This is a genomic window from Actinokineospora pegani (genome assembly GCF_009745975.1).
Lineage (GTDB): Bacteria > Actinomycetota > Actinomycetes > Mycobacteriales > Pseudonocardiaceae > Actinokineospora > Actinokineospora pegani.
On sequence record NZ_WHOL01000121.1, the window covers coordinates 130,020 to 150,400 of the forward strand.

The window sequence follows — 20,381 nt, forward strand, 5'->3', positions numbered from 1 at the left end:
GCACTCTGTAATTTCCCGGAAAGTAAGGGTTTTTCCGGGGAAAGGAGACTCTGGTGCGCCAGAGAAAATTCGGACGGCGAAAGGGCGTGCTCGCGGTCCTGGCCGCTGTCGCGGTCGGCGCGTCGCTCATCGTCGCCTCGGGTAGCGCGGGCGCGGGCCAGAGCGCCCAGCCCGCGGCGCCCAAGGCAGCCTCCTCGCTGGCGTCCAACGGACAGCCGGTCGCCAAGGAGATCAACACCACCGGGGTCCCCGCGGGCTCGGTGAAGAACGCGGACGGCTCGACCACCACCAAGGTCAAGCTCGGTCCGTTCAAGCTGGCCCCGATGCCCGACGACGGCGACGACCACGAGCACCCCTCGTCCGGCGGCGTCGGCGCGCAGCACGGCCCGGACATGCCGGGCGGGCACCACGGCGCGATGACCCGCACGGTCGCGCTCATGCTGCCCCCGTGCACCAACTGCTACATCACCGGCATCAGGCCCGACCTGACGTTCCCTGACGGCTCGAACGCGAACTACGACGGCGGCGTCATGCTGCACCACGCGGTGTTCTTCGACCGCTCGAAGTCGGACATCACCTGCCCCGGCGGCTGGCCGGGCATGGCGGGCCAGCGCTTCTACGCCTCGGGCAACGAGCGCACCGGCGGGACGCTGCCGGAGGGCTACGGCCTGAAGTTCGGCTACATCCCGCTGACCTGGATGATGATCGAGCTCATGTCGATGAGCCACGAGGAGAAGGAGGTCGCCGTCACCGTCGACCTCAAGTGGCTGCCGGGCAACACCCCCAACATGAAGCCGGTCACCCCGCTGTGGCTCGACGCGGACAACTGCGGGCTGTCCGAGCACTACGTGCCCGAGGGCGAGTCGATGACGCAGTGGAAGTGGAAGTCCACCGTCTCCGGCAACTTCGTGGGCGCGGGCGGTCACCAGCACGACGGTGGCGACAACATCAAGCTGGTCAACGACACCACCGGGCAGGAGATCTGCACCTCGACGGCGGGCTACGACACCAAACCCGACTTCCAGGGGCACATCGAGTCGATGAGCACGTGCCTGTCGCCCAGCCTCGGCCGGGTGGAGAAGGGCGAGACGCTGCGGCTCGACAGCCTGTACCACACGCACATGGCCGACGACCACGCCATGTCGATCATGGTCGCGTTCATCGACGAGAAGGGCTGAGCCAGCCCCCTCCCCGGTGACGGGCCGTCGGTGACGGCCTGACCCGAAGCACCACCACGGCCCGGCGGCCCGGTCCACCAGACCTCGCCGCCGGGCCGTCCCTTCGGCTTTGGGCCCCTCGTTGGCCTGCCGCTCCCCGACGAGAAAGGTCCGGGCGATGACCCGTGCCCGCTCCACGCGGACCGCCGTCCTGCTCCTGGCCAGGCGGGTCCACTACCTGGCCGGTCTGGCCATCGCCCCGTTCCTGCTCCTGCTGGCGCTCACCGGCCTGTGCTACGCCTGCGCCCCGCAGCTCGGCGACGTGCTCCACGCCGACCAGCTCTTCGCCGCCGACACCGCCGAGCCGCCGTACCCGGTCGGCGAGCAGGTCCGCGCCGCGCTGGCCGCCCACCCCACCGACTCCGTGCGCCAGGTGACGGCCTACGCCGACCCCGAGCGCACCACCCAGGTCCTCCTCGCCGACCGCGACCTGCCCGCCGGGCAGAGCCTCGCGGTGCACGTCGACCCGTACACCGCCGTCGTCACCGGCGACTACCCCACCGTGGACGGCCGCGCGCCCGTGCAGACCTGGCTCGGCCAGATGCACACCAACCTGCACCTGGGCCAGGCGGGCAGGCTCTACGCCGAGTTCGCCGTGAGCTGGCTGCCCGCGGTGATGCTCTTCGGCGTCCTGCTCTGGGCGCTGGGCCCCAAGAAGCGCAAGCAGCGCCTCAAGTCCACCAACCGCAAGATCCGCGTCCGGGCCTGGCACGGCCTGGTCGGGCTCATCGTGGTGGCGGGCCTGTTGGCCATCAACTTCTCCGGCCTCACCCGGTCGGTGGTCGCGGGCGAGCGCGTGCAGTCCGCGCTCGGCACCCGCCCCGGCGCCATCGAGCAGGTGGACGTCGTGCCCGGGCCCACCGGCCCCATCGGCTACGACCAGGTCCTGGCCACCGCCAGGGACAACGGCCTCACCGGCGACCTCACCGTGTCCCCGCCCAAGGCCTACGACCAGCCGTTCAAGGTCTCCGAGACCTCCGTCGGCCTGCCCATGCGCAAGGGCGTCGTCCTGATCGACCAGTACCGGGGCACCGTGGTCGGCGAGCAGAGCTTCGCGGACTACTCGCCGCTGGGCAAGCTGCGCCTGCTGGCGATGGCCGCCCACCACGGCACGCTGTTCGGCGTCGTCAACCAGGTCCTGCTGGTCGTGCTGGCGGTGGCGATCATCGCGGTGCTGGTCATGGGCTACCGGATGTGGCAGCAGCGCAAGCCCGCCCCCACCCCGCCGCGGGCGCTGTCGAAGCTGCCCGGGAAGGTGCTGGTGCCGCTGGTGTTGATCTGCGCCGCGCTGGGGTGGCTGATGCCGGTGTTCGGGGTGACGCTGGTGGTGTTCCTGCTGTGGGACACCGCCGCCCAGGCCGCCGCGCGGGCCAAGGCGGGCAGACCGCCGCGGCGGCGGCCCAGCCACGCGATGCCGCGCCGGGTCAGCGGCCTGGGCGCCCCGGTGATCGCGTCGGGCCAGGGTCGGCGGCGGCGGTCGTCGGGGACGCCGGTCACGCCGCACCCGCGACGGCCCGCGCGCGATCCCCGGATCCGGACCCCGGTCTGAGGAACGGGCAGGCGCTCAGCGCATCTTGCGACGCCAGTGCTCCTGGATGACCCGCCACCTGGTGAGGTTGTGCCGGGCGTCGGCCAGGGCGTCGTGGGCGTCCGCCGGGGGTGAGGGCAGCGCGGGTTTGCCGACGTCGTCCCAGCGCTGGCGCAGGTCCCGGGTGAAGCGGGGGATGGCGCGGGGCAGGGCGGGCATCGCACCCCAGAGCTGGCCGATGGCGACGTGGTCGTAGGCGCCGAACCAGGCCCAGAGCTCGATCTTGTCCCGGTTCGAGGTGCCCTCGGTGAGGAACTCCAGCAGGGTGCTGCGGATGGCCGCGCGGTCGCGCCAGGCCTGGTCGGCGGGGGATGGGAGCTTGTCCAGGACGTTGGCGCGCACCCAGGGGCCCGCCCGGTCGGGGTCGAACTCGGTGGAGACGGCGTAGTACTCGCGGCCGTCCTCGTCCACGACGCCGATGGAGACCAGGTCGATGGTCCGGCCGTCCTCGATGAACTCGGTGTCGTAGAAGAAACGCATCCGTTCAGCCTAGATCAGCGGGCCGGTCAGCCCGCCTCGGACCGGGGGAGGCGGTCGAGCTCGCGGGCGTCCTCGACGCCGAACTCCTTGGCCTTGGCGGCGTAGACGTCGACGTACTCCTGGCCGGAGAGCTCCATCAGCGCGTACATGACCTCGTCGGTGATGGAGCGCTCGACGAACCGGTCGCCCTGCAGGCCCTCGTAGCGGGAGAAGTCCATCGGCGGGCCGACCTTGATCCGGATGGGGTAGGGCCGCCACATCTTGGAGCCGATCGGGTTGGCCTTGTCGGTGCCGAACATGGCCACCGGGACGACCGGGACGCCCGCCTCCAGCGCGATGCGGGCCACGCCGGTCTTGCCCTTGAACAGCCTGCCGTCCGGCGAGCGGGTGCCCTCCGGGTAGATGCCCATGACCTTGCCCTCGCGCAGCAGCCGCACGCCGGTCTCCAGCGCGGCCTGGGAGGCCGAGCCGCCGGAGCGGTCGATGGGGATCTGGCCGACGCCGGTGAAGAACCACCTCTTGACCGCGCCCTTGACGCCGGGCGCGGTGAAGTACTCCATCTTCGCCGGGAAGGTGACCCTGCGGTCGATCATCAGCGGCAGGAAGAACGAGTCGGACACGGCGAGGTGGTTGCTGGCCAGCAGGACACCGCCGGTGGCCGGGATGTGCTCGGCCCCCTCGATCCTCGGGCGGAAGAACACGCGCAGCAGCGGCCCCAGGAAGACGTGTTTCATCCACCAGTAGAACAACACGCTCTCCCGTCTCCGTGATCTCCCCGAGCCCCGAGGGTACGAAGCAGGCCCGACCCGCACAACGCGCTGTGGGCCACAGCAGTTGTCCACAGCTCGGTGCAACGCGCCGCACGCTGCCCGCGATCCATGCGACGATGGCTGCGGGTGCGAGCATACCCGCGCCCTGATCATAGGAGCCTTGAACCGAGGAGGCCGGGTTGCCGTCGGTGGCTGGCGCGGAGGCGTTCGCGCACGAGGGGACGACCGGGGTCGGTGTCCTGCTCAGCCACGGGTTCACCGGTTCGCCGGTGAGCATGCGCCCGTGGGCGGACAGGATGGTCGAGGAGGGGCACAGCGTGCGGCTGCCGCTGCTGCCCGGCCACGGCACGCACTGGCGGGAGATGAACGGCACGACGTGGCCGCAGTGGTACAGCGCGCTGGAGACCGCCCTGGGCGAGCTGCGCGCCTCCTGCGACGCGGTGTTCGTCTTCGGCCTCTCGATGGGCGGCACACTCGCCCTCCGGTTGGCCCAGAGCCATCCCGACATCGCCGGGCTGGTGCTGGTCAACCCGTCGGTGATGTCCTCGCGCAAGGAGCTGCGGGTGGTCGGCCCGCTGTCGCGGGTGCTGGCCTCGGTGGCCGCGATCGGCGACGACATCGCCAAACCGGGGGTGAGCGAGCAGGCGTACCCGCGAACCCCGTTGCGCGCGCTGGCCAGCCTCGCCAAGCTGTGGGTGACGGTGCGCGGGGACCTGCCCAAGGTCACCCAGCCCTTGCTGCTGCTGCGCTCAGCGGTCGACCACGTCGTCGAGCCGGAGAACTCGGCGATCGTGCTGGCCGAGGTGTCCAGCGCGGACGTCGCCGAGGTCGTGTTGGCCAACAGCTACCACGTGGCCACGCTGGACCACGACGCACCGGTGATCTTCGACCGGAGCGCCGAGTTCGTCCGGCGGGTGCGTGCCGAGCGGGCGGGAGACGGGGTGTGACCAGGGGTCGTGCCGGCGGTGGACCAGAGGACTTCGACGCCGCCTTCGCCGAGATCGTCGCGGACCTGCGCCGCGAGGGCGTCGGGCTGAACCCGCCGTCCGAGGCCGAGGTGACCCGCGAGCGCGCCGAGTCGGCAGCCGACGCCGAGGACCCACCCCCACCCCAGCCCAAGCCCCCCGCCTCGACGTGGCGCGCCCACGAGACCGACATCGATTGGTCCGACGACAACGAGACAGAGCACTACGAGCCCCCCGAACCTCCCCCGCTCCCCAAGCTCCACCCGATCAGCGTCGCCGCCATCGCCGCGATCGTCGTCGGAGTGGCACTCCTGGTCCTGACCTCCTGGCTCATCCCAGTCGTCTGGACCCCCGTAGGCCTGGCCTGCCTGGCCACAGGCGTAGGCACCCTCCTACTCCGCTCCCGCCGCTCCCCCCGCAACGACGACGACAACGGCGCCCAGGTCTAGCCCCCAGCCCCACCCACTCAGCTTCACACCCAACCCCCGCAACCCAGCGCCCCACCACGACACCACACCCCACAGAACAAGCCGGTCATCCCTGGGCCTAGACCCAGTCCTGGCCGCTTGTAGCTCTACGAGACCGGTGTCAAGGGACAGGCCCCACCAGCCACAGCGGGCCCAGAGGCAGCCCCATCTCACACTTCAGCAGCCAACGCAGCAGCCCCCACCAGCCCCGCGTCATCCCCGAGATGCGCCGCCCGCAACCGCAACAACGGCCGATGCCCCCCACCGGTCACCAACCGGTGGTACCGGTCTCGCGCGTCATCGAGGAACAACGGCGCCGACTCCCCCACACCACCCCCCAGGACCACCAAATCCGGGTCATAGACATCCGCGACAAGCGCGAGCCCCACCGCCAGCCACTCCGCCATCTCCCCCACAGCCGCCAACGCCACCGCATCCCCCTCCCGCGCCGCGGCAGCGACCTGGCGCCCGGTGATCCGCCCCGGGTCCCCGGCAGCCTCCCTGGCCAGCACCGAACTCCGCGCCCCCGGCGCCGCGAGCAGGTCGACAGCGGTCGAAGCCAGCGCCGTGCCGCTGCAATAGCGCTCCCAGCACCCGGCCTTCCCGCACTCGCACGGCCGACCCCCCGGCACCAGCGGTAGGTGCCCCAATTCCGGCGCGACCCCGTGCGCCCCCCGGTACAGCACCCCGTCGACCATCAACGCCGCGCCGATCCCCGTCCCCAGCGCCAACAACAACCCCACACCCGCCCCGCGCAACGCCCCGAACCGGTGCTCAGCCACCCCGGCCGCGTTCGCGTCGTGCTCCAGCACCACCGGTAACCCCAACCGGGCCGAGATCCGGTCGGCCACCGGCGCCGACCGCCAGGCCAGGTGCGGGGCGAACAGCACGGTACGCCGGTCAGTCCCGATGAACCCCGCGACGGCCAGTCCCACGGCCGACACCGGGTGCCGCTCCAGCAACTCCCCCACCACCGAGCAGATGGCGTCTTCCAGAGCCGCCTCGTCAGCAGGCGTGCTGCCCCGGGCGGTGTCCAGGACCGTGCCGTGCTCGTCGACGACACCCGCGCGGATGCTGGTGCCACCCACGTCGACGCCGATGGTCCGGGTCACGGCGCCGGGGGGCGGCGACGCACGGGGATGCGCTGCACGCGCTCCGAGGTCTCGCGGTCGGCAGGCGGTTCGGGGCGGAAGCCGGGCATGTGCGGCGGGCCCGGCTCCCAGCGGTCGGCCAGGACCGCGCGCAGCAGGGCGACGATGTCGGCCAGGCGCTCCAGCGTCGTGGCGGCCAGGGCGTTGGGCTCGCCGCGCAGCAGGGCGATCACCGCGCACACCGGGCAGCTGTCGCAGATGGGCGAGCGCTCACCGTGCTCGTCGTGCGCGCTGGCGGCGACGCGGTCCAGCCACGGGCCCGCCTGTTCGGCGACGGCGGCCAGCAGCAGGGCCAGCTCGTCGGTGAGGCGGGACCCCGGGTCCTGCGCGGTGGTCACGGCCTTTCCTCCCCCGGTGTGAACCGGACGACCAGCCCGGTGTGGTCGGCCTCGGCGTCGAGCACCCGGTGGCGGTGCAGCAGCGGCGGCAGCGCCACCAGCCTGCGCGAGCCGTCGACGGTGATCGCGAGGTCGTCGCCGACCCGGGCCAGGTCGAGGCCGGAGCCGTCGGTCAGCGGCAGGGCGACGGTGAGCAGCAGGTCGGCGCCGTCCTCGCGCACGGCCAGCAGCGGGGCGCCCGGCGGGGTCGCCCGGCGCAGCGGGTCGTCGTCGCCGTAGAGGTCGTCGGCGAGGGCGACCAGCGCCGGGGCGCCGACCGGCTCGGCGGCGCGGTGCTCGACGCGGTGCACCGGCAGCGTCGTGGCGGCCTCGAGTTCGGCGAGCACGGCGTCCTGCTCGGCGCGGCGCACGCGCATCCAGTTCGCGGCCGGACCGCGCCACCGGCTGGACTTGGGCACCAGCCGGTTGGCCACCAGCGAGTCGACGTGCACGCCGCGCAGCGCCAGGGCGCCCAGCGTGCGGCGGGTCTCGGCGACGACGACGCGCTCCGGGGTCAGCACCAGCCGCACGGTGGTGGTGTCGGGGTCGGTGAGCAGGGCGCGCAGCTCGGTGAGGTGCGTGGCCAGCGAGCGCACCGACTCGGCCACCGAGCGGACCTCGCCGCCCGCGAGCAGGCCCCTGGGGCCGCCCAGCGCCCGGTCGAGGTAGCCGGAGACGGCCTCGGGCAGCGACAGCAGGCGCAGCGTCTCGGCGGTGGGGCCGCAGTCGACGACCACGGCCGACCAGGGGCCCGCGGCGGCCAGCCGGGCCACCTCCGACAGCGCCAGCAGCTCGTCGACGCCGGGCAGCACCGTCAGCTCCTCGGCGTCGAGGGCGTCCAGGCCGGTCCGGGCGAGCAAGGCGCGCAACGACTTGCGCAGCACCGGCCAGGAGCGGTCGGCCAGCACCCGCGCGTCGATGTGCGCGGCGAACAGCGCCCTGTCCACTTCGGACGGATCAGGGCCGAGCGCGGCGCCGTAGGCGTCGGCCAGCGAGTGCGCCGGGTCGGTGGACACGACGAGGGTCTTGGCGCCGCGCACGGCCAGCCGGGCCGCCGTGGCCGCGGCCAGGGTGGTCTTGCCGACCCCGCCCTTGCCGGTGAACAGGAGTATCCGCACCGCCGCCGCTCAGCCCCGCTCGACGCGCCGCTTGAGCTCCTTGAGCGCGGTGTCCATGATCATCTTTTCGGCCTTGCGCCGGAACAGGCCGATCATCGGCACCGCGAGCTGCACCGACAGCGTGTAGACCACCTCGGTGGACGCGCCCGCGGGGCGCAGCTCGTAGCGGCCCTTCTGTGCCTTCTGCATCTGGCCCTTGACCAGGTCCCAGTCGACGGCGAGCCCGTCGCCCGCCCAGGAGTAGGCCAGGGTGTAGACGTCCTTGATCGGACCGGCGTCGAGGGTGAAGGTCACCTGCTCGCCGCGGCCGTCGGCGTCGGTGGACAGGATCTCCGCGGCCTTCACCGCGCCCGTCCACTCCGGGTACGCCGCGAAGTCCGCGATCACCGCCATGACGGCCTCGGGCGCAGCGTCAACGGTGATGGACTGTGTGGACTCGTCGGCCATGACAACGCAGGCTACCCGGTCAGCCGCACCCCGGCCGGGGCCCGTCCACAACACTCACCAGCGCAACACGTACGGGCGCTCGGTCCGCTGAAAGTGCCCCACGTTGACGCACTCGGTCCCCCGGTAGCGCAGCCGCGGCGCCAGCGGCTGGTGCACGTGCCCGAACAGCGACCACCTCGGCCGCTGCCGCTGGATCAGCCCCACCAGCGCCGCCGAGCCCAGCTCCGCCCGGCGCGCCACGACATCGTAGGTCAGCTCGGGGATGGCGGGTGGCACGTGCGTGCACAGCACCTCGACCCGCTTCAGCGCGGCCACCGAGGTGGCGAAGTCCTCCGGGGTGCGCAGGTAGGGGCGAAACGCCGAGCCGCGCCGGGGCGTGATGCCCTCGGGCAGCACCGTGCCGCCCGCGAACCCGAACCGCAGCCCGCCGATCTCGACGACCTCGCCGTCGAGGAAGCGCAGCCCGGCGCGGGCGAACTCCGGCCACAGGTCCGGGGTGTCGACGTTGCCGGGGGTGGCGTAGGTGGGGGTGGGCAGCGCGGCGAACAGGGTCGCGTACTGCTCGCGCACGGCCTCCTCGACCAGCTCGCGCGGATTGGCCAGGCCCGCCCACAGCTCCCGGGCGTACCCGGCGGCGGCCAGGTGCGAGCGCTGCCTGCGCATCTCGGCGTAGACGCCGACCTTCGCCGCGCCGAAGACCCGGCCCATGATCCCGCCGCCGTGGTCGTGGTAGTCGACGAAGTCGATGAGGTCGCCCAACACGACGAGCGCGTCGGCGCCGTCCCCAGCCCTGGCCAGCGCGTCGGCGTTGCCGTGCACGTCGGAGACCACATGAACCCGCACGGTCTCAGCCTAACGGGGGGTCGGGGGCTCCCCGGGGGCGCGACCGTCCTCCAGGACGGCCTTGAGCCCCAGCCCCACCGCCTTGGCCGCCAACTGGCGGGCGCGCCGCTCGCGCTCCCCCGCCCTGTCGTCGGCGGGGGCAGGCAGGTCGGCGCGCAGGAAGTAGTGCAGCAGGGTGCCGTCGAGGACCGGCTCCAGCCAGACCTCCATCGTCCCGGTCAACGGCCCCGCCACGGTCCAGCGGACGCCCTCCTCGCCCCGGTCGGCGTAGGCGGCCAGCCGCAGGTCGGGCCAGAGGCGGCGCCAAGCGGCCGGGTCGGCGAAGACGGCCGCGACGGTGGCGGGGGGCGCGACGATGAAGGTCTCGTCCACGACGTCGACATGGGGCACGGGGACAGCTTGGCACGGGCCGGGTTCCCCGGGGGCGGCGGCCGGGCTAGGTTTGGGGGCGGTCCCGGCGCTGCCGGGAAGCCCCCCAGCACGTCCAGAACCCCGGGGAGGTCCGCGTGCGCGAGTCCGCCGAGAGCCAGTCCGCCGAGAGCCCGGTCGCGGTGCGCGGCCAGGAGAGCCTGACCGACGTGGTGTGGGCGGGCGCCGAGCGCTTCGCCGACGCCATCGGCCTGCGCCGCCGGGTCGACGGGACGTGGGTGGACGTGACGACCCGCGACTTCGCCGCGCAGGTGCTCGCGCTGGCCAAGGGGTTCGTCGCCGCGGGCGTGGCCCCGGGCGACCGGGTCGCGCTGCTGTCGCGGGTGCGCTACGAGTGGACGCTGGTCGACTTCGCGGTGTGGGCGGTCGGCGCGGTCAGCGTCCCGGTGCCGGAGACGGCGTCGGCCGAGCAGGTGGCGTGGCTGCTGCGCGACTGCGGGGCCAGGGCCGTGGTGGTCGACGACGACGAGCACCGGGACCTGGTGGAGGGCGTGGTCGACCGGGTGGGCGACGTCGAACGGGTGTGGCGGGTCGAGCCGGGCCCGGCGCGGCGCCAGGACGAGACCGCCCCCGCGCTGGACGAGCTGGTGGCCCTGGGCGCCGGGGTGCCCGACGCCGAGGTGCGCGCGCGCAGGTTGGCGGTGGGCTCCGCGGACCTGGCGACGGTGGTCTACACGGCGGGGACGACCGGGCGGCCGCGCGGCGTGGAGCTGACCCACGGCGCGCTGCTGAGCCAGGTGCGCGCGCTGGTGGCCACCTACCCCGACCTGTTCCGCGCTGGCAACACGATGCTGCAGCAGCTCTCGCAGACCTCGGTGTTCGCGCGAGTGGTGACGCTGGCCTGCGTGCACACCCGCACGACGCTGGGCCACCTGCCCGACAGCGGCGACACCGCCGCGGACCTGGCCACGTTCCGGCCGACGTTCGTCGCGGGCGCGCCCGCGGTGTTCGAGCGGGTGCTGGCCGCGGCCAGGCGCCGCCGCGGGGGCCCGCTGTTCGCCCTGGCCGAGGGCGTGGCCGTGCGGCACAGCGAGGCCCGCTCGACCACCGGCGGGGTGCCGCTGTCGCTGGCCGCGCAGCGGCTCCTGGCGTCCCGGCTGCTCGCGCGCGACCTGCACGCGGTGCTGGGCGGGCGGTGCGTGGCGGCGCTGGCGCACGGCGCGCCGCTGGACAAGCGCCTGGCGCACCTGTTCCGCGGCGTGGGCATCCCGGTGTACCCCGGCTACGGGCTGACCGAGGCGGGCGCGCTGGTCACCGCCAACACCGAGGCCGCCTTCCGCGCCGGGACCGCGGGCCGGGCGCTGCCCGGGGTCGAGGTGCGCGTCGTCGACGGCGAGATCCAGGTCCGCGGGACCGGGCTGATGCGCGGCTACTGGCGCGACGCGGGCGCGACGGCCGAGGCGTTCGCCGACGGCTGGCTGCGCACCGGCGACGCGGGCTCGCTCGACCCGGACGGCTACCTGCGCGTCGAGGGCCGTCTCCGGGACTCGATCCCCACCGCCGACGGCCGGGCGCTGGCGCCATCGGGGCTGGAAGAGCTGGTGCGCCGCAGCCCGCTGGTCTCGCGCTGCCTGGTGCTGGGCTCGGGGCAGCCGGGGGTGACCGCGCTGATCACCCTGTCCGAGGAGGGCGTCGCCGAGTGGGCGGCGCTGCGCAACCGGGCCGTCGTCGACGTCACCGGCGACGAGGAGTTGCGCGCGGAGCTGCACCGGGCGGTCCGGGCGGCGAACCGGTCGGTGTCCAGGGCGGCGTCGATCACCGCGTTCGCCGTGCTGGCCCGCGACTTCACCGAGGCGGCGGGCGAGCTGACCCCGACCGGCGCGCTGCGCCGCGAGGCCATCGCCAAGACCCGCGCCGAGGACATCGCGGGGTTGACGGCCTAGGCCGTCCGTGCAGCCGGTGTGACCGCTCGTGCAGCGGCGCTGGCCCCGGCCGCCCCGCCGCCGCGACAGTGGTCGCGACAGCGCGGAGCGGAGGCGGGGATGGACCAGAAGGAGCTGGCCGGGCTCATCGAGAGGGAGCTCGGCAGGGGCGGCGGCGAGCGCGCGGACGCGAAACCGGTGGAGTCGTTCGCCGTGGACGCCGCCGCGCTGGACGAGTACGCCAGGGAGACCGCCGCGCTGGCCGAGGAGCTGCGCACCGCCGCGAAGGCCGAGGTCGGGTCGATCACCGGCAGTGGCTTCGGCCGCGTCGGCGAGGACTCCGGCTTCGCCGAGGCGCTGGCCGGGTTCGCGGGCGCGCTGCGCGCGCAGGTGACCGGGGTCGCCGACCACGCCGCCGGCCTGGGCAGGGCCACCCGCCGCACCGCCGACGCCTACCAGCGCGAGGACGTCGGCATCGCGGGCGACTTCAGCAAGCTGTTGGGCTAAAGGGGAGTACCAGTGGACACCACACGCATCGCGCGGATGTTCGCCGACGAGATGGTCGAGCACCGCAACCGGCTGGCAGGCAAGGCCGAGGACGCGCAGCGGGCGCACGACGCCCTCACCGCGACCCAAAAGGTGCTCGCCGAGCGCCGCGACCGGCACAGGACCGGGGCGGCGGCCGCGACCGGGCGGTGGACCGGGCGGACCGCTGACGGCTTCGACAAGCGCGCCCAGCGGGTCACCAGGATCATGGGGATCACCGGGACCGCGGCCGCCGACGGGGCCAAGATCGTCGCGGGCACGGCCGCGACCCTCGACGGCGGGCACAAGGCCGTGGTGCGGCTGCTCGACGAGTACACCGCCAAGGCCGCCCGCACCCTCGACGTCGGGCTCGCGGTGACCGGGGCGGGCCAGCGCGCCGCCGTGCTCAAGGCCGTCGGCGAGGTGGCCGACATGGTCCGCGCCTACACCGCCGAGTCGGCGAAGCAGTTCCGGTCGGTGCGCGGGGAGATGACCGAGGCGGCCAAGCGGCTCAAAGCCCTGGAGCGCCGCGTCGAGCACGACGGCGTCACCGACCCCGGGCAGCGGCGCAAACCGCTGGGCGCCGCGAAGAACAAGCCCGCCAAGGACCCCCGGCCCGCGGGCGGCGGGTCGACCAAGGCCAGCGGCAAGGCCGACAGCAAGGCCAGGGAGATCACCAGGCTCGCCCGCACGCAGCTCGGCTACCGCGAGGGCGCGGGCAACGCCAACAAGTACGGCCCGTCCGCGGCGTGGTGCTCGTCGTTCGCCACCTGGGTCTGGCGCAGGTCCGGGGTCGAGATCCCCCTGCTGCCCTTCACCGGCGACGTCTACAAGTGGGGCCAGGCCAACGGCAACTCCTACGGCCGGGGCGAGCTCAAGCAGGCCCGGCCCGGCGACGTGCTGCTGTTCGGCTCCGGCCCGCGGAGCACGGCCACCAGCACGCACATCGGCATCGTGGAGAAGGTCGACGGCGACAGGGTCACCCTGATCGAGGGCAACTCCGGCGACCAGGTGGCCCGCCGCATGCACACGCTGTCCTCGGCCACCTTCTACGGCGGGGTGCACCCCCGGTGAGCGGCCCCATCACCGGCGCGGCCCGCACCCGCGGCGTCGAGGTGCGCGTGCACCCCGGCGGCGCCCTGGCCGACCTGCGCGTCGAGGAGTCGGCGCTGCGCCAGGGCGGGCACGCCCTGGCCACGACCCTGCTCGACCTCGTCGCCCGCGCCACCGCCGAGGCCGACGCCCGCGCCGCCAACACCCTGGGCCCGCAGGTGGCCGCCGCCGCGGGCCTGGGCGCCGACGCCGCCTTGGCCGAGTCCGTCGAGGCGACCACCCCCGACTCCTGGAGGGCGCGGTGAACGCCGACCTGAGCGGCCTGGACCCCGACGAGCTGCTGGCGCTGTCCGAGACCGGCGGCGGCCTGACCGCCCGGCTCGACGCCATCACCGGGACCGCGCGCGGGCAGCACGGCATCGCGGCCACGGTGACGCTGGCGGGCAAGCTCGTCGCCCTCGACCTGGGCCAGGCGTGCACCCGGATGACCGCGGCCGAACTGACCGCCGAACTGCGCGAGGTCATCTGGCGCGCAACGGATTCCACCCTGGCCGAGGGGGTCGAGGTGCTGGCCCCGGTGGTCGGCCAGGAGATCACCGACGAACTGGTCCGGCTGACCGCCCGCGAACCCGGACCAGCAGAATCCACTGTGGAGGGAGAATCCCACGACGACTTCTCGGAGCAGACCTTCGCCCTGAAAGACTAGGCTTTCAGGTACTCGATGACGCCCTCGTGGTCGTCGGCAGGCCCGCAGTCCACGAAGTCGAAACAGGGCTGGTCGACCAGGCCATTCATGTCCACATCAGACAGTCCTGACAGGACAGACGCGGCTCAGGCGCTGAACCGGTACGTGGTCTCGCCGTCGAGGAGTTGGGCCAGGCGGCGGGCCCGGGTGTCCCAGCTCCACTCCTTCTCCATCCACGCCCGCCCGGCCGCACCCATCGCGGCGGCCCGGTCGGGGTCGGCGAGCAGGGCGGCGACCCGGTCGGCGAGCTGGTCCACGGCGCGGCCGTCGACCACGTGCCCGGTCTCGCCCTCGAGCACGGCCTCCGGCGCGCCGCCCGAGTCGCCCGCCACCACGGGCAGGCCGGTGGCCGCGGCCTCCAGGAACACGATGCCGAGCGCCTCCACGTCCAGGCCCCGGCCGTGGGTGCGGCACGGCATGGCGAACACGTCGCCCGCCGCGTAGTGCGCGGGCAGCTCCGCCCAGGAGACCGAGCCGGTGAACACCACGTCGTCGGCGACCCCGGCGGCGGCGGCCAGCGCGGCCAGGCGGGACCGGTACGGGCCGCCACCGACCAGCAGCAGCGCCGCGCCCGGCACCGCGCGGCGGATGGCGGGCAACGCGCGGATCAGCGCGTCCTGGCCCTTCCGGGGCATCAGGCGGGACACGCACACCACCGTCGGCCGCTCGCCGAGGCCGTGGCGGGCGCGGATCGCCGACCGGGCGGCCGGGTCCGGCCGGTAGAGCTCGGTGTCGACACCGGAGGGCAGCAGCTCCAGCGCCGCGGCGCGGCCGAAGGCGGCGGCGAAGCGGGCGCGGGTGTAGCGGCTGACGTAGGTCACGACGTCGGTCGTGGAGCCGATGCGGCGCAGCGCCTGGCGGGCGGCGGGCAGCATCGACCAGCCGACCTCGTGGCCGTGGGTGCTGGCGACGACCCGGCGCGCGCCCGCGCGGCGCAGCGCCGGGGCGAGCAGGCCCAGCGGGGCCGCGGCGCCGAACCAGACGGTGTCGCAGGACTCCGCGCGCAGGATGTCCCTGGCCCGGCGGGCGACGGCGGGGGTGGGCAGCACCAGTTCGCCGGGGTGGCGCACGACGGTGAACGGCTGCGCGGCGTCGAACTCCTCGTGGCCGCGCCACGCGGGCGCGTAGACCACCAGGTCGCGGCCGGGCACGCGGGTGGCGAAGGAGTGCAGGTAGGTCTGGATGCCGCCCGGTCGGGGCGGGAAGTCGTTGGTCACCAGCAGGGTCCTGCGCACCGGACCAATCTAGGGGTTGCGCGGACGGGTCAGCGCAGCGCCCCGCGCAGGTGCTCCTGCCAGGCGCGCAGCAGTCCGCCCCGGTCCAGGCCGATGGCCGAGCCCAGCAGCCTGTCCGTCTCCCCCGCCGAGATCGGGCCCGCCCCGGCCAGCGACCGGTAGAGCTCGACCAGGTCCGCCTCGCCGAACCGCTCGGCGACGAACCGGGCCAGCGACCAGGACCGCTGGTAGGCGACGTCGCGGTCGCGGCCGCGGAAGTCGCGGTCCTGCGGCAGCGACCCCGGGACCGAGCCGCCGCGCACCTGCTCGGCCAGGTCCGGGGCGCCCTGGGCCAGGCTGAGGCCGCTGTCGCGGTAGCCCACGTAGTCGGCGAAGCCCTCCAGCAGCCACATCGGCGACCCGTCGACGGTGTCGACCCGGGCTGCGACGTGGGTGATCTCGTGCCGCAGCACCACCCGCAGCGAGGCGATCGACAGCGCCCGCGACCCGGTCGGGCTGAGCACGACCCGCTGCCCGGTGGTGGTGCGGCGCTGGGTGTCGAGCTTGTCGGCGACGGCCACCGCCACCACCGACTCGATCGGGAAGTCCGGGCCGACCAGGGCGCGCATCTCCGCGGGGCTGTCCGGCAGCACCAGCGCGACGCGCCGCCCCCACTGGTCGCCCCACACCGCGTCCACCGAGGCCACGGCCGGGTCCAGCTCGCGGGCCAGCCGGGTCACCATCGGCTTGTTGCCCGGGTGGGCGAGGACCATGCCGTGGGCGGTCGGGGTGACCTCGACCGGGCCGAAGTCCCACGGCCCGCGCCAGGTGCGCCTGCCCAGCTCCTCCAGGGCGGTGTCCGAGCGCAGGTACCACTGCTCGCCGCGGCGGACGAACAGGTAGCCCAGGGAGCGGTCGGTCGGGGAGCTGTCGATGCCGCGCAGCGCGTAGTTGAGCCGCACGGCGGGGGCCCACTGCTCGTCAGCGCCGGGGTCGGCCGCCGGGGCCCGCAGCGAGCGCAGGTCCAGGGTGTCCTCGGGGCTCATCGAGTACGACCAGGTGTCGAGCGGGACGGCGGCGAGGTTGGCGAACAGCTCCTGCTGCGCGCGGGTGAACGCGGGGTCGGCCGCCGGGTCGACCGTGGCCGCGAAGGCCGCCGCGTCGCGGTCCACCACCGCCGCGGCCCGGCGGTCGAGCAGGTCGGTGACCGCGGCGGCGCGCTGGGCGCCCGCCCCGTCGACCGCGGGCGGGACCGCGCCCATCGGCGCGCCCTGCCCGGTCTGCCCCTGCCTGCCCGGCTGGTCGGCGGGCAGGGAGACCGCGCCGACACCGAACAGCGCGACCACCGCCACCGCCGCCGCCAACCACGCGCGCATCCTCGCCCTGCTCACCCGCCTGATGGTAGGGGAGGAAAGCGCCAGGACCGGAGCCCGTGGGCCCCGGTCCTGGCAAGGCACTCACCTGGGTGAGGAAAACCCAGGGGCGGTGTTGTCCGCTCGTCAGCCGACGATGCGCTTGGCGCCGAGGTAGTCGCGCCCGCCGCCGTCGATGCTGTCGGTCTTGACCGGCACCCCGGTGGTGGAGGCGTGCACGATCTTCCCGCCGCCGATGTACATGGCGACGTGGTGGATGCTGCTGACGCTGTTGCCGTAGAACAGCAGGTCGCCAGGCTGCAGCTCGCTGCGCGACACCGACTTGCCGAAGCCGTACTGGGCGCGGCTGGAGTGCGGGAGGCTCACCCCCGCGGCCCGGTAGGCGTAGAGGGTCAGGCCGGAGCAGTCGAAGCTGCTCGGGCCCTCGGCGCCCCACACGTAGGGCTTGCCGCGCTGGGCCAGGGCGACGTCCATCGCCCGGCCCGCCGAGCTGGAGGGGGCCAGGTAGACGCCGTCGTCGACCGGGCCGACCAGGTCGGACTTGTCCTTGACCGAGAGCCGCTCGTGCGCCTGCTCGAGCCCCTTGGCCTGGCTGTCGAGGTCTGCCTTCTTCTTCTCGACCTCGGCGATGAGCTGCTCGGCGGCGGCCTTGGCCTCGCCCGCGCGCTTGCGGCCGTCCTCAGCCAGCCTGCGTGCCTCGGCCGCCGAGCTGACGGCCTTGGTGTAGGTGCTGAGGGCCTCGGCGTTGTCGGCCGCGAGGACGTTGAGCGCGGTGGCGCGCTCGAGGAAGTCGTCGGCGGAGGAGCCGGTCAGCAGCGCGGAGATCTTGGTGAACCGCGCGCCCTGGAAGGAGGCGCTGGCCAAGGTGTCCACCTGGCCGCGGAACTGCTCCTCGAGGGCCTGGGCCTGCTTCTCGGTCTCGATCGCCATCGCCACGTCGGCGTTGGCCTTGTCGAAGTCCGCGTTGCGGGCGTCGAGGTCGGTCCTGGCCTTGAGCAGGTCCTCGTTCACCTGCTTGACCTGCTTGGAGACCTCGTTGTAGCGCTGCAGGGCCTCGGAGGCCGTCTGCGGCGGGTTGGCCGGCTGCGCCGTGGCGGGGTTCGGGGAGAAGGTCACCACGGCCACGACCGCCGTGACGCTCATAGCGCCACGCACTGCACGTTTGAGTCGATGCGACGACATGTGTCGCGCGTACTCCTTCGTCCTCTGACCGCCGACGGGCCGCGGCGCGGGGTCCGGGGTGTCACTCCTCGGACCAGCCCTGGGCGGGCGAGCGGGATTGCCGCTGCCTGCCCCTGGCACGTCGCTGACCCCACCGTGGGGGAATCCGGTCCAGGCCCCTCGGGAGGGCCTGTGATCGGCGGCGATCCCGCGTGCCGCCCTCGGGGTGGGCGGCTTGCTGTCGTGAGATCTCGGACAGGTTACGAAAAGTAGGCTTGCGCGTCCACCAGGTCGGGAAAAAATCGGTTGCCGATCATCACGAAACACCAACGGAGCAGTGCGGACTCCGCGCTGTGACCGCCCCTACACCTGCGTCACTCCAAGCGGTGAACCGTTCGGCGACAGAAGTGACCACTCGGCGAAGGAGAGGATTGACCCCGGCTTCGCGTGTCGCGGTCCGCCGGGACCTGGATCACGCTGAGCGCTCCACCGGGGTGATCCGCAGCCGCAGCCTGGGCACCATCCCGGCGTCGGCCAGCGCGTCGATCGCCCGGCGCTCCGGGGTGTCGAGCTCCACGGTGGGCGGGGCGCCGAGCAGCACGCTGATGACGCACTCCCCGCACGCGTCGCCCCTGACCTGGCAGCGGTCGCAATCAACGATCATGGCCACGTCCCCTTTCGGTCCGTCTCGCTTTCGGACACTAAGCGGGGGGTACGACAATTCTCGATCAGGCGTTCGAGAAACCGATCGTGACGTGGCGGTGATCGGGTGGAATCAGCCGCCGACGTATTCCCAGTGCCACGGTTCCTCGCGCCCGCGGCCGGGCTGCGCCCACGCCGGGTTCGACCACCCGAAGGCGGGGGCGTTGGCCTTCATCCACGCGTGCTGCGCGCTGCCGAAGGACTGGATGCCCCCACACAGGTCCACCGCGAGCCCCCACCCGTGGTTGCTGGTGCCCGGGACCGCCGCCAGGGCGGGTTTGACCTGGTAGAGCCGCACCTGGGCGCTGAACGCCCGGTAGGAGTCGGTGATGCACACCGGCCCGCCGAAGGAGCTCGCGTAGGCCGCGGAGAGCGCCTGGTAGGCCTCGGCGGCGTCGCAGCGCAGCATGTGCGAGGCGGCGCCGATCGTGCACAGCGCCGAGGGCGGGATCAGCCCGTTCGGGTAGCCGCCCCACGCGCCCGCGGCCTCGCCCGCGCCCCTGGCGGGGACGCGCACGCTGCCGCAGCGCCACTTCAGGCCGCCGTCGGTGGCCTGCGGGACGGGCTGGGCCGGGCGCTGCTCCAGCGAGGGCCTGCCGACCCCGAGCAGCGTGTCGCCGCCGGGCATGTCCGCGACCACGACCCCGGCCAGGCGGGCGTCGGCGGCCAGCATGGTGCGCTCGTCGAGCACCAGGCCCACGCCCTGCACGCCGTAGCGGGCGGGGCCGAGGAACACCAGGTCGCCGGGCTGGGCGTCGGCGGCGGCCACCGGGGCCAGCACCGCCATCTGCTCGCCGACCGCGCCGGGCACGGGCAGGCCCCCGCTGTCGTAGGCGGCCTTGACCAGCCCGTCGCAGGAGTAGGCGGTGGGCCCCTGGCCGCCGGTGCCGGGCACGTAGGGCTTGCCCAGCGCGCCGACGGCCGTGGTCACCGCCGTGACCGTCTCGGCGGGCAGCACCAGCAGCGGCTCGGCGCCGGGCGGCAGCACCTGGGCCACGCCCGGCTGCGGGCCCGTCGAGCCCAGCACCGCGGTCATGCCCGGGGGCAGCCGGGTCGGGTCGCGCAGGGCCGCGGCCGGGGGCGGGGTGACGCCCGAGGCTGCGAGCCGGTCGGTGTAGGCCTTCCAGTTGGCCGCGGTCTGCTCGTTGCGCTCCTTCTGCGCCTTCTGCTGGGCGACGACGGCGGCGTTGGTGTCGTCGACCTGCCCGCGCAGCTCCGAGGACACCGCGGCGGCCCGGTTGCTGGCGTCGGCGTTGCGCCGGTCGAGGTCGGTCTTGCGGTCGGCGGCCGCCTTCTCCGCGGTCAGCGCCTCCCGCTCGGCGGCCAGCGCGGCGTCCTGCCTGCGCACGGCCGCGTTGAGCCTTCCGTCCTGGTCGGCGCGGACCCGGGCGATCAGGTCGTTGCCCTGCAGGAAGTCGTTGGGGTTGGCCGCGGTGAGCAGCATCTGGATCTCGCTGGGCTGGGCCAGCGCGGAGTACAGGGCCTTGGAGTAGGCGTCGACCTCGTCCTGCTGGGCGGCCACGACCGCGTCCGCGGACTGGCGCTCGGACTTGGCGCCGGAGACCCGCTCGGCGGCGACGACCAGGTCGCGCTCGGCACCGCGCACCCGCTCACCGAGGTCGGCGAGCTCGCGCTGGACGTCGGTCGCGGTGCGCTGCAGCGCGGCGACCTGCGGGTCGGCGAAGGCCTCGCCCGGCCGCGAGTCGGCGGCGCCGCCGTCGGGGCCCACGCCCGCCTCGATCTGCGGGGGTTGGGTCTCCTGGGCGCGGACGGGCCCGTCGGCCAGGACCACCCCCACCGCGAGGACCACCGCTGCCAGCACCCGGAACCTGTCGCGCACCTGCTCGCCTTCCTGCTTCGCCTGCCCGCCCACCACCGATGATCCCACCGGCGG

At 74.1% G+C, this 20,381-nt stretch carries 22 protein-coding genes; 9 read left to right on the forward strand and 13 right to left on the reverse strand.

What is annotated here, in order from left to right; genetic code table 11:
- Positions 1–53: 53 nt before the first annotated feature.
- Positions 54–1,178 carry a hypothetical protein gene (locus GCL84_RS26690; RefSeq protein WP_156758314.1) on the forward strand — a complete coding sequence of 375 codons (1,125 nt, stop codon included), beginning with the start codon at positions 54–56 and terminating at the stop codon, positions 1,176–1,178.
- Between the two features lie 157 nt (positions 1,179–1,335).
- Positions 1,336–2,766 (forward strand): PepSY-associated TM helix domain-containing protein, encoded by a 1,431-nt coding sequence (locus tag GCL84_RS26695; protein ID WP_156758315.1) that lies wholly within the window; start codon positions 1,336–1,338, stop codon positions 2,764–2,766.
- A gap of 15 nt (positions 2,767–2,781) precedes the next feature.
- On the opposite strand, the gene GCL84_RS26700 is transcribed toward GCL84_RS26695, so the two are convergent.
- Both GCL84_RS26700 and GCL84_RS26705 read right to left on the reverse strand, forming a co-directional pair.
- Positions 2,782–3,285 (reverse strand): polyadenylate-specific 3'-exoribonuclease AS, encoded by a 504-nt coding sequence (locus GCL84_RS26700; RefSeq protein ID WP_156758316.1) that lies wholly within the window; start codon positions 3,283–3,285, stop codon positions 2,782–2,784.
- Positions 3,286–3,311: 26 nt separating this feature from the next.
- Positions 3,312–4,034 (reverse strand): lysophospholipid acyltransferase family protein, encoded by a 723-nt coding sequence (locus tag GCL84_RS26705; protein WP_156758397.1) that lies wholly within the window; start codon positions 4,032–4,034, stop codon positions 3,312–3,314.
- Positions 4,035–4,234: 200 nt separating this feature from the next.
- On the opposite strand from GCL84_RS26705, the gene GCL84_RS26710 reads away from it, so the two are divergent.
- Both GCL84_RS26710 and GCL84_RS26715 read left to right on the forward strand, forming a co-directional pair.
- Positions 4,235–5,002 carry an alpha/beta hydrolase gene (locus GCL84_RS26710; RefSeq protein WP_156758317.1) on the forward strand — a complete coding sequence of 256 codons (768 nt, stop codon included), beginning with the start codon at positions 4,235–4,237 and terminating at the stop codon, positions 5,000–5,002.
- Positions 4,999–5,469: a hypothetical protein gene (locus GCL84_RS26715; RefSeq protein WP_156758318.1), complete on the forward strand. Its 471-nt coding sequence runs from the start codon at positions 4,999–5,001 to the stop codon at positions 5,467–5,469. The genes GCL84_RS26710 and GCL84_RS26715 overlap by 4 nt, the downstream gene beginning before the upstream one ends.
- A 188-nt stretch (positions 5,470–5,657) precedes the next feature.
- On the opposite strand, the gene GCL84_RS26720 is transcribed toward GCL84_RS26715, so the two are convergent.
- Genes GCL84_RS26720 through GCL84_RS26745 form a run of 6 tightly spaced genes read right to left on the reverse strand, consistent with a single transcriptional unit; the run spans position 5,658 to position 9,813 of the window.
- Positions 5,658–6,599, reverse strand: coding sequence for an ROK family protein (locus GCL84_RS26720; RefSeq protein WP_156758319.1), 942 nt, complete (start codon positions 6,597–6,599; stop codon positions 5,658–5,660).
- Positions 6,596–6,976 (reverse strand): hypothetical protein, encoded by a 381-nt coding sequence (locus tag GCL84_RS26725; RefSeq protein WP_156758320.1) that lies wholly within the window; start codon positions 6,974–6,976, stop codon positions 6,596–6,598. The genes GCL84_RS26720 and GCL84_RS26725 overlap by 4 nt, the downstream gene beginning before the upstream one ends.
- On the reverse strand, positions 6,973–8,133 hold the full coding sequence (locus GCL84_RS26730) for an ArsA family ATPase (RefSeq protein WP_156758321.1): 1,161 nt from the start codon (positions 8,131–8,133) through the stop codon (positions 6,973–6,975). Before GCL84_RS26730 ends, GCL84_RS26725 begins: the two co-directional genes overlap by 4 nt.
- Positions 8,134–8,142: 9 nt before the next feature.
- Positions 8,143–8,580: an SRPBCC family protein gene (locus tag GCL84_RS26735; RefSeq protein ID WP_156758322.1), complete on the reverse strand. Its 438-nt coding sequence runs from the start codon at positions 8,578–8,580 to the stop codon at positions 8,143–8,145.
- 54 nt (positions 8,581–8,634) lie between these two features.
- Entirely contained in the window at positions 8,635–9,423 is a 789-nt protein-coding gene (locus GCL84_RS26740) for a metallophosphoesterase family protein (protein WP_156758323.1), read from the reverse strand.
- A 9-nt stretch (positions 9,424–9,432) separates the two neighbouring features.
- Complete coding sequence (locus tag GCL84_RS26745; protein ID WP_156758324.1) at positions 9,433–9,813, reverse strand: polyketide cyclase / dehydrase and lipid transport; 381 nt, start codon at positions 9,811–9,813, stop codon at positions 9,433–9,435.
- Between the two features lie 116 nt (positions 9,814–9,929).
- Between GCL84_RS26745 and GCL84_RS26750 the strand changes: the two genes are divergently transcribed.
- The 5 genes from GCL84_RS26750 (at position 9,930) to GCL84_RS26770 (ending at position 13,998) form a co-directional block, all read left to right on the forward strand.
- Positions 9,930–11,735, forward strand: coding sequence for an AMP-dependent synthetase/ligase (locus tag GCL84_RS26750; protein ID WP_235926753.1), 1,806 nt, complete (start codon positions 9,930–9,932; stop codon positions 11,733–11,735).
- Positions 11,736–11,834: 99 nt separating this feature from the next.
- Positions 11,835–12,221, forward strand: coding sequence for a type VII secretion target (locus GCL84_RS26755; protein WP_156758325.1), 387 nt, complete (start codon positions 11,835–11,837; stop codon positions 12,219–12,221).
- 12 nt (positions 12,222–12,233) lie between these two features.
- Complete coding sequence (locus GCL84_RS26760) at positions 12,234–13,313, forward strand: C40 family peptidase (RefSeq protein WP_156758326.1); 1,080 nt, start codon at positions 12,234–12,236, stop codon at positions 13,311–13,313.
- Positions 13,310–13,597, forward strand: coding sequence for a YbaB/EbfC family DNA-binding protein (locus GCL84_RS26765; protein WP_156758327.1), 288 nt, complete (start codon positions 13,310–13,312; stop codon positions 13,595–13,597). Before GCL84_RS26760 ends, GCL84_RS26765 begins: the two co-directional genes overlap by 4 nt.
- Positions 13,594–13,998 carry a hypothetical protein gene (locus GCL84_RS26770; protein WP_156758328.1) on the forward strand — a complete coding sequence of 135 codons (405 nt, stop codon included), beginning with the start codon at positions 13,594–13,596 and terminating at the stop codon, positions 13,996–13,998. The genes GCL84_RS26765 and GCL84_RS26770 overlap by 4 nt, the downstream gene beginning before the upstream one ends.
- A 125-nt stretch (positions 13,999–14,123) precedes the next feature.
- Here the strand turns inward: GCL84_RS26770 and GCL84_RS26775 are convergent, their stop codons facing one another.
- The 5 genes from GCL84_RS26775 to GCL84_RS26795 form a co-directional block, all read right to left on the reverse strand.
- Entirely contained in the window at positions 14,124–15,272 is a 1,149-nt protein-coding gene (locus GCL84_RS26775; protein WP_197523526.1) for a glycosyltransferase family 4 protein, read from the reverse strand.
- A 29-nt stretch (positions 15,273–15,301) separates the two neighbouring features.
- Positions 15,302–16,642, reverse strand: coding sequence for a M48 family metalloprotease (locus tag GCL84_RS26780; protein ID WP_156758330.1), 1,341 nt, complete (start codon positions 16,640–16,642; stop codon positions 15,302–15,304).
- A 108-nt stretch (positions 16,643–16,750) separates the two neighbouring features.
- Positions 16,751–17,767, reverse strand: a complete 1,017-nt coding sequence (locus GCL84_RS26785) for a C40 family peptidase (protein ID WP_235926754.1) — start codon at positions 17,765–17,767, stop codon at positions 16,751–16,753.
- A gap of 490 nt (positions 17,768–18,257) precedes the next feature.
- Positions 18,258–18,449: a hypothetical protein gene (locus GCL84_RS26790; RefSeq protein ID WP_156758332.1), complete on the reverse strand. Its 192-nt coding sequence runs from the start codon at positions 18,447–18,449 to the stop codon at positions 18,258–18,260.
- A 111-nt stretch (positions 18,450–18,560) separates the two neighbouring features.
- The gene (locus GCL84_RS26795) at positions 18,561–20,360 is read right to left on the reverse strand and encodes a D-alanyl-D-alanine carboxypeptidase family protein (protein WP_235926755.1); all 1,800 of its coding nucleotides are present in this window, start codon (positions 20,358–20,360) and stop codon (positions 18,561–18,563) included.
- Positions 20,361–20,381 lie beyond the last annotated feature (21 nt).

What these genes read in the sequence shown, in the direction of transcription:
- GCL84_RS26695 (WP_156758315.1), top strand. Translation starts at nt 1,336, where the DNA reads ATGACCCGTGCCCGCTCCACGCGGACCGCCGTCCTGCTCCTGGCCAGG.
- GCL84_RS26700 (WP_156758316.1), bottom strand. Translation starts at nt 3,285, where the DNA reads ATGCGTTTCTTCTACGACACCGAGTTCATCGAGGACGGCCGGACCATC.
- GCL84_RS26735 (WP_156758322.1), bottom strand. Translation starts at nt 8,580, where the DNA reads ATGGCCGACGAGTCCACACAGTCCATCACCGTTGACGCTGCGCCCGAG.
- GCL84_RS26755 (WP_156758325.1), top strand. Translation starts at nt 11,835, where the DNA reads ATGGACCAGAAGGAGCTGGCCGGGCTCATCGAGAGGGAGCTCGGCAGG.
- GCL84_RS26785 (WP_235926754.1), bottom strand. Translation starts at nt 17,767, where the DNA reads ATGAGCGTCACGGCGGTCGTGGCCGTGGTGACCTTCTCCCCGAACCCC.
- GCL84_RS26790 (WP_156758332.1), bottom strand. Translation starts at nt 18,449, where the DNA reads ATGATCGTTGATTGCGACCGCTGCCAGGTCAGGGGCGACGCGTGCGGG.